Origin of the sequence: Brevibacterium sp. BRM-1 (genome assembly GCF_026802075.1) — a bacterium.
Taxonomy (GTDB): domain Bacteria; phylum Actinomycetota; class Actinomycetes; order Actinomycetales; family Brevibacteriaceae; genus Brevibacterium; species Brevibacterium rongguiense.
The window spans coordinates 415,159-427,423 of record NZ_CP113788.1 but is presented as its reverse complement, the minus strand read 5'-3'; the positions used below and the strand labels follow the sequence as shown (position 1 = coordinate 427,423).

The 12,265-nt window shown below is 72.9% G+C and carries 10 protein-coding genes; 1 reads left to right on the top strand and 9 read right to left on the bottom strand.

Annotated elements, in window-relative coordinates:
* Positions 1-50: 50 nt before the first annotated feature.
* Positions 51-1,412, bottom strand: coding sequence for an MFS transporter (locus BRM1_RS01860; RefSeq protein ID WP_268527639.1), 1,362 nt, complete (start codon positions 1,410-1,412; stop codon positions 51-53).
* Positions 1,413-1,683: 271 nt separating this feature from the next.
* Here BRM1_RS01860 and BRM1_RS01855 point away from each other — a divergent pair, with 271 nt between their 5' ends.
* Complete coding sequence (locus BRM1_RS01855; RefSeq protein WP_268527637.1) at positions 1,684-2,676, top strand: LacI family DNA-binding transcriptional regulator; 993 nt, start codon at positions 1,684-1,686, stop codon at positions 2,674-2,676.
* 19 nt (positions 2,677-2,695) lie between these two features.
* Here the strand turns inward: BRM1_RS01855 and BRM1_RS01850 are convergent, their stop codons facing one another.
* Genes BRM1_RS01850 through BRM1_RS01815 form a run of 8 tightly spaced genes read right to left on the bottom strand, consistent with a single transcriptional unit; the run spans position 2,696 to position 12,165 of the window.
* Entirely contained in the window at positions 2,696-3,331 is a 636-nt protein-coding gene (locus tag BRM1_RS01850) for a TetR/AcrR family transcriptional regulator (RefSeq protein WP_160952552.1), read from the bottom strand.
* Positions 3,332-3,366: 35 nt separating this feature from the next.
* A complete protein-coding gene (locus BRM1_RS01845; protein ID WP_268527633.1) occupies positions 3,367-4,212 on the bottom strand; it encodes an enoyl-CoA hydratase-related protein in 846 nt (281 codons plus the stop codon).
* The gene (locus tag BRM1_RS01840) at positions 4,209-6,416 is read right to left on the bottom strand and encodes an ATP-binding protein (RefSeq protein WP_268527631.1); all 2,208 of its coding nucleotides are present in this window, start codon (positions 6,414-6,416) and stop codon (positions 4,209-4,211) included. Before BRM1_RS01840 ends, BRM1_RS01845 begins: the two co-directional genes overlap by 4 nt.
* A 5-nt stretch (positions 6,417-6,421) precedes the next feature.
* The gene (locus BRM1_RS01835) at positions 6,422-8,014 is read right to left on the bottom strand and encodes an acyl-CoA carboxylase subunit beta (RefSeq protein ID WP_268527628.1); all 1,593 of its coding nucleotides are present in this window, start codon (positions 8,012-8,014) and stop codon (positions 6,422-6,424) included.
* Entirely contained in the window at positions 8,011-9,234 is a 1,224-nt protein-coding gene (locus BRM1_RS01830; protein WP_268527625.1) for an acyl-CoA dehydrogenase family protein, read from the bottom strand. The genes BRM1_RS01835 and BRM1_RS01830 overlap by 4 nt, the downstream gene beginning before the upstream one ends.
* The gene (locus BRM1_RS01825; protein WP_268527622.1) at positions 9,231-9,647 is read right to left on the bottom strand and encodes an AtuA-related protein; all 417 of its coding nucleotides are present in this window, start codon (positions 9,645-9,647) and stop codon (positions 9,231-9,233) included. The genes BRM1_RS01830 and BRM1_RS01825 overlap by 4 nt, the downstream gene beginning before the upstream one ends.
* Entirely contained in the window at positions 9,599-11,272 is a 1,674-nt protein-coding gene (locus tag BRM1_RS01820; RefSeq protein ID WP_268527619.1) for an acyclic terpene utilization AtuA family protein, read from the bottom strand. Before BRM1_RS01820 ends, BRM1_RS01825 begins: the two co-directional genes overlap by 49 nt.
* Complete coding sequence (locus BRM1_RS01815) at positions 11,269-12,165, bottom strand: TIGR03084 family metal-binding protein (RefSeq protein ID WP_268527616.1); 897 nt, start codon at positions 12,163-12,165, stop codon at positions 11,269-11,271. The genes BRM1_RS01820 and BRM1_RS01815 overlap by 4 nt, the downstream gene beginning before the upstream one ends.
* Positions 12,166-12,265 lie beyond the last annotated feature (100 nt).

Here is a 12,265-nt window from a genome sequence, read left to right as displayed (position 1 = left end):
GATGCGCTCCCGCGGCTGTCCGACAGGCGGTCGCTGCTCGGCCGCCTGTCTCACTGCGGGCTGCCATCGCGCGCCGCCGAGGTGCCAGCGGCCGGGGCGGCCGCCGCGGGTGCTTCCGCGGCGAGCGAGGGCCGGATGGCGGCGCGGGTGCCGTAGCGCTCCTCCTCGATCTCCTCGAGGGTCTTGCCCGAGGTGTTCGGCGCCCAGATCGTGCCGATGAGCAGGGCGGCGACGAGAAGGGCGATGATGAGGGTGCCCAGCCCGTGCAGGCCGATCGATTCGAGCATGAGCGGGAACCACAGGGACAGGACGCCCACCATGACGCGGGCGAGCATGAAGAGGAAGCCCTGGGCACTGGCGCGGTAGCGCGTGGCGAAGAGCTCCGCGGTCCACAGGCCGTAGAACGCCTGGGCGCCCACACCGGACGAGATGCCCCAGCCGATCGCGAAGGCGAAGAGGGAGAAGTACCCGGGGGGCGAGTAGATGAGCACAGCCCAGGCGATGATGCCGATGAGCGCGAAGACGAAGTACAGCCAGCGCCGGGAGACGCGGTCGCCGAACTTCATGAAGCCGATGACGGTGAACAGGGAGGTGAGGCCCCAGACAAGAACCTGCAGCCAGTTCTGCTGCGCGGGATCGGTCAGGCCGGTGGCCTCGTAGACGCGCGGCTGGAAGATGCCGGCCTGGCCCGCCACCGTGTTCCACAGTCCGTAGACGCCGATGAGGAAGGCGAGCGCAGTGAGGTTGCGCTTCTTCGTGAAGAGCTGGCCGACCGATTTCCAGTAGCCCTGGCGATTCGGATCATCGCGGTGTGCCTTCCAGCGCTCGGACTCCTCGAGGCCGCGGCGGACCCACCAGGTGATGAACGCGATGACGAAGAGGTGGGCGAAGACGATGCGCGAGCCCAGCAGGCCCAGCGGGCCCACCACGATCGCGAGGAGGAACCCGACCATCGGGCCGATCGACCAGGCGAGCTGGGCGACGCCCACGTGCGCGGCGCGCTGACCGTCCGGGGCCTCCTCGGCGATGTAAGTCCACGCCGCGGTGACGCCGGCGCCGACTGCGATGCCCATGGCGATGAACGCGGTGAGGAGTATGGCGAAGTTCACCGCGAAGACGGCGAGCAGCGCCCCGACCATGTAGAGCAGCAGATCGTAGGTGTAGATGAACTTGCGGCCGTAGCGGTCGGACAGGGGGCCGCCGATCGCCGAGCCGATCGCAGCGCCGAACGCGTTGGCCGACAGCGCGGCGAGCAGCCCGACGGCCAGGCTGGTGAGTCCGAACTTCTCCTGCCACATCGTCAGGCTCGTGGCGATCGCGATGATCGAGCCCGCTTCGATGTAGTTCGACATGGCCACGACCGTGGCGCGCCAGCGCCGTCGCGAGGCCCGGATGGGCTTCTGAGCCGTCATCGGCTGCCTCCGTGGGTGATGCGGTTCGACGATGAACCGTGGTCGGTGAACGTATTGAAACGTTTCATTCGTCGGGAGCGACGCTAGCATCCTGTGATCCGTGTGACAAGATGAGAGACGCGGTTCGCCCGAATCCGCGGACACCCGTCCGGTTCGACGGTGCCACCGTCCGCCCGCCTCATCGCGGCTGGGCCGCACCGGCACTGAGGCCGGGCGGAGTCGGCGCAGCCGAAACGCAGCCCAGCCGGGCAGCCAGCGAAAGGAGCAGCGCGTGGCACGCATCGGAGTCCGCGACGTGGCGCGCGCAGCCGGCGTCTCCGTGGGCACCGTGTCCCACGTGCTCAACCACCGCGAAAAGGTCGCCGCCGACACCGTTGCCCGCGTCGACGCCGCCATCGCCGAACTGGGCTTCGTGCGCAACGGAGCCGCGCGCCAGCTGCGCAGCGGCCGCAGCCTCACGGTGGGCGCGGTCGTCCTGGACGCCGCAAACCCCTTCTTCGCGGACGTCATCCGCGGTGCGGAGGAGCAGGCCGACGCGAGCGAGCACGCGGTGCTCGTGGGCACCTCGGGTGCGGATGAGGCGCGCGAGCGGCGCTACCTCGACCTCTTCTCCGAGCAGGGCGCCGACGGCATCCTGCTCTCCCCCGCGGCGTGGCCGCCGCAGCGTCTGGCGCAGATCGCGAAGCGGGGCACGCCCGTGGTCCTCGTCGACGCGCAGCCGGAAGGCTCCGCGCTGCCGTCCGTCGCCGTGGACGACGTGGCCGGGGGCGCGCTGGCGGTGTCACACCTCATCGGCGCCGGGAGGCGCCGGATCGGGTTCGTCGGCGGCCCGCACCGCATCCGGCAGGTGGCCGACCGCTGGACCGGTGCGCAGCAGGCCGCAGAGCTCGCCGGTGGGAACGTGGAGCTCGAGCGCTTCGACACTCCTGCCACGACCGTGCTCGCCGGCCGCGCTGCCGGCGAGCAGCTCATCATGCGGCCCGCCCCGCGCCGACCCGATGCGCTCTTCTGCGCGAACGATCTGGTGGCAGTGGGGGTCATGCAGGCCCTGGTGCTGGCGGGGGCCGCCATTCCGGACGACATCGCGCTCATCGGCTACGACGACATCGACTTCGCCGCGGCGACGATGGTGGCGCTGAGCTCCGTTCGCCAGCCCGCCCGCGAATTGGGCGCCACCGCCGTGCGCATGCTACTGGGCGAGGACGACCGGACGAGTGTGACGTTCGCCCCGGAGCTGGTGGTGCGGGAGTCCACGGACGGCTGAGGGGCCGAGCTGCGCTCCCTCAGCGCCGTTTGATCGAGCGCAGCTCGCCGGCCCAGAACTTCGCGATCCGCGCGCGCCGAGCCGAATCGTCGGTGAGGACGTCGGCCAGGCCCAGGCCGCGGGCGAGGTCGAGGGTGAGCTGGATGAGTCGGCGCGTGCGCTCATCGGAGATGTCCGCATCGAGCAGCTCGACCGCCTGCTCGAAGACGCCGCGGGCGAACTTCGCCTCGAGCGGCAGGATGCGGTCGCGCAGCGCGGGCTCCCCCGCCGCCGCCGTCCACACGTGCAGCGCCGCCGTGAACGCATCCGAGGTGTAGTAGTCCATGATGCGCGCGACGAGGACGTCGAAGCGCTCGTCGCCGTCGGGCAGCCGCTCCTCATCGCGCATGGTCAGCTGCAGATTGCGCTCGAACATCGCATCGAGCGCCGTGAGGAAGAGGTCCTCCCGCGTGCGGAAGTGGTGCTGGAGCGCCCCCCGGCTGATCCCGATGCGCTCGGCGACCACCGTCGTCGTCGTCGCCTGCCAGCCGCGCTCGGCGAGCGCCTCGATCGTCGATTCGAGGATGCGCTCGCGCGTCACGCGGCTGCGATCCTGCTTGGGCGCGTGGCCGTGCTGCGGAGCCGGCGAGGCGGGGGCGGGGTCTGCGGCGGTCATCGCGCTCGATTCTAGGGCAGGGGCGCCGCCCGCCGTCACGAGCGACCCGCGGCCCACGGCGGGTCCGCCTTGCGCGCGAACGCTGCCAGCCCGGCCTGGGCATCGGCCCCGGTGAAGAACTCCGCCGACAGGGCGACGAGGTCCTCCCCGCGCTCATCGACGGCGGCCAGCGCGCTGCGGTTGACCAGTGCCTTCGACGCCGCAATGGCCTTCGGCGCACCGCGCAGCAGGTCGGCCACGACCTCGTCGACCGCGGCGGTGACGCTGACCTCCGCACCGTCCACGGCGCGGGTGATGAAGCCCGCGGTCGCTGCCTCCGCGGCGCCGACGGGGCCGCCGCGCAGCATCCAGTCCGCCGCGGTCCGGTCGCCCAGCCGCGCGAGCACCGGCGCCGCGATCATGGCCGCCACCACGCCGATCCGCACCTCGCTCAGCCCGAACGTGGAGCGGGGGCCGGCGATGACGATGTCGCAGCATGCCACCAGGCCCATCCCGCCGGCCCGCACGTGGCCGTCGAGGGCCGCAATGACCGGCAGTGGGGAGGCCAGCAGGGCCCGGTTGACCGCCTGGCTCGCCCGGCCGCGTTCGCGCATCGCGGCTTGGGCATCACCCGGGCCGCTCGGGGACTCGCTCCCCTGGCCCGCCTCGGCGCCGGTCACTCCTTCGGTGTCCTGGCCCGGGCGGCGGGAAAGGTCGGCTCCGGCGCAGAACGTGGTGCCGGTGTGGGCGAGTACGAGGGCGCGCACCCGCTCATCGGCCTCCGCGGCGGCGAGGCCGTCCGCGATGCCGGCCAGCAGCTCGGGCGTGATCGCGTTGCGGTTTCTCGGCTCGTCCAGGGTCAGAGTCGCGACGCTGCCCTCCACCGCGTACTGCACGCTCATGATTCGCGTCCTTTCGCACCCGTGGCAGCTGGTTCGCCACCGGCACTGTCGGCTCCGCCTTCGGCCGGTGCCCCATCGTCCGCGATGACCGCGACGAGCGCCCCCACATCGACCTGGTCGCCCTGGGCCACCCGCAGCTCGGTGAGCGTGCCGGCCACGTCCGAGCGGATCGTGTGCTCCATCTTCATCGCCTCGATGGACAGCAGGGGCTGCCCGGCCTCCACGCGCTCGCCCACCCGGGCCTCCAGCCGGATGACGGTGCCGGGCATCGGCGCCAGCAGGCTGCCCGGCACCGCCTCGGCGGCCGGGTCGCTGTAGCGGGGCAGCCATGCGAGCGCCTGCGCCTCGGTGGGCGAGGACACGAGTGCCCCGCTCGCGGTGGGCTGGACAGCGAAGCGGCACTCCACCCCCGCGGCCCGCAGCGTCACCTCGCTCGGCGCCACCGCGACGACCTCCACCGCCTCGCCGACGGGCAGCGTCCCCGGCTCGAGCTCCCACCCGCCGCGCAGCCGGCGGTAGCCGATCTGGGCCTCGAGGCCGGCCACGCGCGCGCTGCGCCGGGTCCAGTCCGTGTGGAAGAGCCGCCAGCCGCCGATGTGCGGGCGGGGGTTGTCCCGCGCGATCGCGAGCGCGAGCGCGTCTTCACCGCTGCGCTGCCCCCCGGCCCGCTCACCGGCTGCAATGCTGCCCGGTGCAGGGACCGGCATGTCCGACAGCCCGGTGGGCTGGCCGGCCTCGACGGCAGCGGCCTGGGCGAGCGCCGCCGCCGCGGCCATCCACCCGGCCTCACGGCGCACACGATCATCGGGCCCCTGGGCCCCGAGCACCTCGGGGTGCTCTGCGAAGTACGTGGTGGCGGTCTCACCGGTGAGGAACGCCTCGTCGCCCAGCACGCGGATGAGCATGGCGGCGTTCGTCACGGGGCCGTCCCATTGCATTGTCCGCAGCGCCGCTGCGAGCACCCGGGCCGCCACGCGGCGGGTGGGGGCCACACCGATGATCTTGGCGATCATCGGGTCGTAGAACGTCGTGATCGCCTCGCCTGCCTCGATGCCGGCGTCCAAGCGGACATAGGGCTCCCCCGCATCGGCCAGGCGGAAGGCGGTGCGCGCACTCGGCAGCGCGAACGCCGTCACGGGGCCGGACTGGGGCTGCCAGTCCTCGGCCGGATCCTCCGCGTAGAGGCGCACCTCAATCGCATGCCCCCGGGGCGGGCCGGGCTCGGCACCCAGGGCTGCGCCGGCGGCGATGTCGAGCTGGAGGCCCACGAGGTCCAGCCCGCACGTCGCCTCCGTCACCGGGTGCTCCACCTGGAGCCGGGTGTTCATCTCGAGGAAGTAGAACGACCCGTCGTCGGCGGCGAGGAACTCGACGGTGCCCGCGCCCACATAGCCAATGCGCGCGGCGGCGGAGCGGGCGGCCTCGTAGAGGTCCGCGCGCATGGCCTTGCCCACCCGCTCCACGAGCGGCGCGGGCGCCTCCTCGACCACCTTCTGGTGCCGGCGCTGGATGGAGCACTCGCGCTCGCCCACGGCCCACACCGTCCCGGCACGGTCGCCGAACACCTGGACCTCGATGTGGTGGCCGGTGGGCAGGTAGCGCTCGCAGAAGACCGTGTCATCGCCGAAGGCGCTCGCGGCCTCGCGCGCCGCGGCGGCGACGGTCTCGTCGAGGTCGGCCAGCCGCTCGACGACGCGCATGCCGCGCCCACCGCCCCCGGCCGAGGCCTTGACGAGGATCGGCAGGTGCTCCTCGCCGATCGCTGCGGGGTCGAGGCGCTCGAGCACGGGCACACCCGCCTCGGCCATGAGCGCCTTCGACTCGACCTTCGAGCCCATCGTCTCGATGGACTCCGGATCCGGGCCGATCCACGTGAGCCCCGCCGCGGCGACGGCGCGGGCGAAGTCCGCGTTCTCGGAGAGGAACCCATAGCCCGGGTGGACGGCGTCGGCCCCGGCGCTCAGCGCGGCCGCGACGATGAGGTCGCCGCGCAGGTAGGTCTCCGCCGGTGTTGTGCCGGGAAGGGCCACCGCCGCATCGGCCTCGCGGACGAAAGCGGCCCCGGAGTCGGCATCGGAGTGCACCGCCACCGTCTCGATGCCGCGGGCGCGGCAGGTCGTGAAGATCCGGCGGGCGATCTCGCCCCGGTTGGCCACGAGCACGCGGCCGATCTCACCTGCGGTTCGCAGTGCCTGGTCGCTCATCGTCATCACATCCTGAAGATTCCGTAGGTGCGGTCGGACTCGATCGGCCCGTTCGCGATCACCGACAGCGACAGTCCGAGCACCGTGCGGGTGTCGCGCGGATCGATGATGCCGTCGTCGTAGACCAGCCCGGAGAGGAACAGCGGCAGGGACTCAGCCTCGATCTGGCGCTCGATCGCCTGGCGGCGCAGTTCGTTCTTCTCATCGTCGAACGGCAGTCCGCGCGCCTCGGCCGAGGCCTTCGCCACCGAGGTCACGACGTCGGCCAGCTGCGCGCCCCCCATGACGGCGGACTTCGCCGAGGGCCAGGCGAACAGGAACCGCGGATCGAAGGCGCGACCGCACATGCCGTAGTGCCCAGCGCCGTACGAAGCGCCCACGAGCACGGAGATGTGGGGCACCTCGGAGGTGGAGACGGCGTTGACCATCATGGACCCGTGCTTGATGATGCCCCCTTCCTCATAGCGCCGGCCCACCATGTAGCCCGTCGTGTTGTGGAGGAAGAGCAGCGGGGTGCGCTGGCGATTCGCGATCTGGATGAACTGGGTGGTCTTCTGCGCCTCCTCGCTGAAGATGACCCCCTTCGAATTCGCGATGACGCCCACGGGGTAGCCGTGGATGCGCGCCCAGCCGGTGACGATGCCCGAGCCGTAGAGCGGCTTGAACTCGTCGAAGTCCGAGCCGTCGACCACCCGGGCCAGGACCTCTCGCGGATCGAAGGGGATCTTGAGGTCACCGGGGACGACCCCCAGCAGCTCCTCGGCATCGAAGAGCGGCTCGACCGAGGGGCCCGGCGCCGGCCCCGCCTTGGCCCAGTTGAGCCGCGCGACGATCCGCCGCCCGATGCGCAGGGCGTCCTGCTCGTCGCGGGCGAAGTGGTCGGCCAGCCCGCTCGTGCGCGCGTGCATCTGCGCGCCGCCCAGGGACTCGTCGTCGCTGATCTCGCCGGTGGCGGCTTTGACGAGCGGTGGGCCGCCCAGGAAGACCTTCGAGCGGTTCTCGATCATGACGACGTGGTCGCTCATCCCGGGGTGGTAGGCCCCGCCCGCCGTCGAATTGCCGAACACGATCGCGATCGTGGGGATCCCGGCTTTGGAGAGCTCGGCCAACCTGCGGAACGTGTCGCCGCCGGGGATGAAGATCTCCGACTGCGTGGGCAGGTTCGCCCCGCCCGATTCGACGAGGCTGATGTGCGGCAGCCGGTTCTTCAGGCTGATGTCCATGAGCCGCAGGCTCTTCTTCAGCGTCCGGGGGTTCGAGGTGCCGCCGGCGATCGTCGGGTCATTGGCGGTGATGAGGCACTCGACGCCGGAGACCACGCCGATCCCGCCCACCATGCTGGCACCCACCGGGAAGTCCGAGCCCCACGCGGCGTAGGGGCACAGCTCCAAGAACGGCGTATCGCGGTCGATGAGCAGGTCGATGCGCTCGCGGGCGGTGAGCTTGCCGCGGCCGCGGTGGCGTTCGACGGCCTTCTCCCCGCCCGCCTGGGCGAGCTCGGCGTTGACGCCGTCGAGCTCCGCGAGCTTGGCCTCCATGGCCTGTGCGGCGGCGGTCCATTCGGCGCTGCCCGCCAGGGCCGAGGTGAGTGCGGTCATGCGGTGTACCCCATTCTCTTCGCGGCCAGGGCCGTCAGGATTTCGGTCGTGCCGCCCCCGATGCCGAGGATGCGTGTGTCGCGGTAGATCCGCTCGACCTCCGATTCGGCCATGTAGCCCATCCCGCCGAACAGCTGCACGGCCTGGCTGGCACACCATTCGGCGGCCTCGACGGCCATGTTCTTGGCAAAGCACGCGGTTGCCACGAGATCGAGCCCGCCCTGCGGCTCTGGGGCTGCCTGCTGATCGTCGTAGCGCGCGGCCAGCACGCGGGTGTAGACCCGGGCGGCGTCGATCCGCGCGGTCATCTGGGCGAGCGTGGCCTGGACGGTGGGGCGCGCGATGAGCGGGTCGCCGAACGTCACCCGATCCCGACACCACTGCACGGTGAGGTCGAGTGCGCGCTGGGCGCCGGAGTACGCCTGCGCGGCCAGGCCCACGCGCTCCGTGACGAAGGCCTGGGAGATGTAGGCGAAGCCGGCGTTCTCCGCGCCGATGAGGTGGTCGGCGGGCACGCGCACCGCGTCGTAGTGCAGCTCCGCGGTGTCCGAGGCGTGCCAGCCCATCTTCGCCAGTTTCTTCGCGACGCTGAAGCCGGGGGAATCGGCGGGGACCACGAGGAGGGAGACTCCCTTGGCCCCGGGGCCGCCGGTGCGCGCGGCCGTGACGACGAAGTCGGCGCGGGTGCCGGAGGTGATGAACGTCTTCTCGCCCGAGATGACGTACGCATCGCCGTCGCGCTCGGCCCGGGTGCGCAGTCCGCCGACGTCGGAGCCGCCGGAGGGCTCGGTGATGGCGAGCGAGCCGATGAGCTCACCGGCGGGGGTGGGCCGGACGTAGGCGTCGATGAGCTCGCGCGAGCCGGCCGCGATGAGGTGGGGCACCGCGATCCCCGCGGTGAACAGCGAGGCGAATGTGCCGCCGGACATCCCGGCCTCGTGCGCCGCCTCATTGATCGTCAGGGACGCGCGCAGGCCACCGCCGCCGCCGCCCACGTCCTCGGGGAAGCTCGCGCCCAGCAGGCCGGCGTGCGCGGCGTGTTGGTGCAGTGCGCGGGGCAGGACACCCCGTGCCTCCCATTCCTCCTGGTGGGGCAGCACGTGCGCTGCCACGAAGCGCCGGGTGGTCTCCGCGAGAGCCGCGAGTTCCGCGGCATCGGGCCCGGTCTCCGGCTGCGCTGCGGCCGAGGCGGCATCAGGGCGCTGGGCTGCGGATCTCATGGGTTCTCCTCTCCGGCGCGGGTGTCGCGCCCGCCCGCCGGGGCGGTGCCGTCTGCGGGGCCGGTGCCGTCTATGGGCGCTGGGTTGGCCGTGGGTGCGTCGGCCGTGGGTGCTGCATCTGCTGTTGGTGCTGCGTGTGCCGTTGGACCGGCGCCTGCTGCCAGCTCGGCCGGCACGCGGATCGTGCGGCTGCGCAGCCATTCGGCCAGCCCCTTGGCCTGGGCGTCGAAGCGCGCACCGTAGGCAACGCCCTCGCCCAGAATGTCGTGGATGACGAAGTTGACCGCGTGCAGGCCGGGCAGCTCGGTGCGGTCGATAGCCAGGCCGGCGGTTTCCGGCAGCAGGGCGCGCAGGGCATCGGCGGTCAGCTCATCGCGCAGCAGCGGCCATGTGTCCGGCGTGCGGGCCCACACGCCGATGTTCGCGCCGCCGCCCTTGTCGCCGCTGCGAGCGCCGAAGAGCGCGCCGAGCGGCAGCGCCGCGCGGCCCGCCGCGGCGTCGGGGGCGCGTCCCGCGGGTCGGTGCCCGCATCGCCGGCGGCCTGCGGCCCGGCCGGCACGGGGGCCGGTGCCGTAACGGGGCTCCCGGGCGCCTCGACCGCGGGGTGGCTCGTGTCCGCAGGGGTGGCTGCAAGCGGGCGGAACTCCGGCGGGGGCGCGATGGGCGCAGTGCTCCCATCGGGGGCGTGCACGGTGTGGGCCGGGGCGTCCTGAGGCACGCTTCCCGCGCGGAAGCGGCCGTAGACGCTCGCCTCCCCGGGGGGCGCGGCCATGAAGAAGCCGGGGATGGAGCCCAGCGCGAACTCGACACAGGTGTTGGCGAAGGCGCGCCCCACCGCCTGGGGGTCGCGGTCCCGGGCGATGAGGCGCAGGCGGGCGGTGGCCTGCTCCTGGGTCGCGGCGTCCGAGCGGTCGGTGCGCGAGAGCTCCCATTCGAGCTCCGCGGGCTCGGGCAGTCCCGCGGCGGCCAGTCCGGCTGCGAACTGTGCGCGCACCAGGGCGGCCTTGGCCTCGATGTCCAGACCGGTGAGGAAGAAGGTGAGCTCCTGGCGGAAGCCCCCCAGCTCGTTGACCGAGACCTTGAGGTCCGGCGGGGGCGCCTCACCGCGCACTCCGCAGATGCGCACGCGGTCGGGGCCGGCGGCCTCGAGTCGGATCGAGTCGAGGCGCAGCGTGGCATCGGGGCCCGGGTAGCGGGCGCCGGCGACCTCGTAGAGGAGCTGGGAGAGGACGGTCTCCACCGTGACCGCGCCGCTCGTGTGGGCGGGCTTCGCGATGATCGACGAGCCGTCGGCGGCGACCTCCGCGATGGGGAAGCCCGGGCGGATAAGGTCCGCGATCTCGGTGAAGAAGGAGAAGTTGCCGCCGGTGGCCTGCATGCCGCATTCGATGACGTGCCCGGCCGCCATGGCCCCGGCCAGCGCGTCGTAGTCTGTGCGCTCCCAGCCGTGGAACCAGGCTGCGGGTCCCGTGACGAGCGAGGCGTCGGTGACCCGGCCGGTGACGACGACCTGGGCGCCCTCGGCAAGTGCGCGCGCGATGCCGAACCCGCCCAGGTAGGCGTTGGCGGCAAGCGGCTCGCCCAGGCTCAGCTCACCGGCGCGGGTGGTCAGGTCGTCGCCGTCGACGAACGCAACCGGCAGGTCGATCCCGGCCTGCGCGGCGGCCTCGGCTATGGCGGCGGCGAGTGCGGCCGGATTCATCCCGCCGGCGTTGGCAACGACGCGGGTGCCCGTTTCCGCCAGGCGCGACATGGCGCCGGTGACCTGGGCGAGGAAGGACTTGGCGAACCCCGCGGCCGGGTCCTTCGCCTTCTGGCGCGCGAGGATGAGCATGGTGAGCTCGGCCAGGTAGTCGCCCACGACCACGTCGACCCCGGCGTCGACGAGTTCGCCGAAGGCCGCGAGGCGGTCGCCGTAGAAGCCAGATGCGCAGCCGATGCGCAGCGTGCGCGGCTGGGCGCCGGCTCCCGGCCCCTGGGCGGCTGACGCTCGCGCACGGCCCGGCGCCGCGGCGGTCTGGGGCTGCACAGCGCTCATGCGTTCGCGCTCCCGACCGCGGGGGCGCCGATCGCAGGTGTGCGGACCAAGGGGTCACCGGTCGCGGAGGCGCCGGACGCCCGGCCGGCACCCGTGGTGCGGGCCGGTCCGCGCTCCCCGGGTGCGGGCCCCTGGGTGGGCGCGCCCGCGAATGCCTGTGCGATCTCCATCCAGTGCCGCGCGCCCTCACCCACGATCGCCAGGTCGACGTCGGCGGGACTGCGGCGCTGCGTGACGACCGCGGCGAACCCCCAGGCATCGCCCATGATCCGCTCAGGCGCATCGGCCGGGCCCTCGGCGAACGAACCGTGGGGCAGGGCCAGCTCAACCCGCACTTCGGCGGTCGGCACCTCGAGGCCGCGGGAGGCGAAGGCGAACCCGCGGGTGCGGCAGCCGATCCGCGCGACCGCGGCGAGCGCGTCGGTGGCGGGCTTGTCGAGGCCGAGCGCATCGCAGACGTCGAGGCTGTGGGCCCAGGTCTCCATGACGCGGGCGGTGGCCATCGTGAGCGGCCGCATGGGCGGGCCGAACCACGCGATCTTCGCAGCGGGATCGGCCGCGGCGAGGGCCTGGGCGAGGGCCTCGCGCCCCGCGCGCCACTGGGCCAGGAGCTCCGCGGGCGCCTGGCCGGCGAGCCGGCGCGCCTCCTCGTCGACGAGGGCGGGCCGGGGATCGGCGCGCATGTCCGCCACGAGCGCGGCGAAGGCCGGGTCGCCGCGCACCGTCTGCACGCTGACGAGGTCTGTCCAGTGCAGGTGGGCGATCTGGTCGGCGATCGTCCAGCCCGTCGCCGGCGTGGGCAGCTTCCACTGCTCGGCGGGGAGGTCGGCGACGACCGCGTCGAGCCGCTGCGACTCATCGGCCAGGAGCGCAAGGGCCTCGTTGACGTCCATCGTGTGGCCTCCTGGTGCCGTGGAAGGGGAGTGTGGCTGCGGACCGCTCACAGGGGCGTGCAGCCTCTGCGCTGCCGCCGTCGCCGGTCCGGTCTGCGGC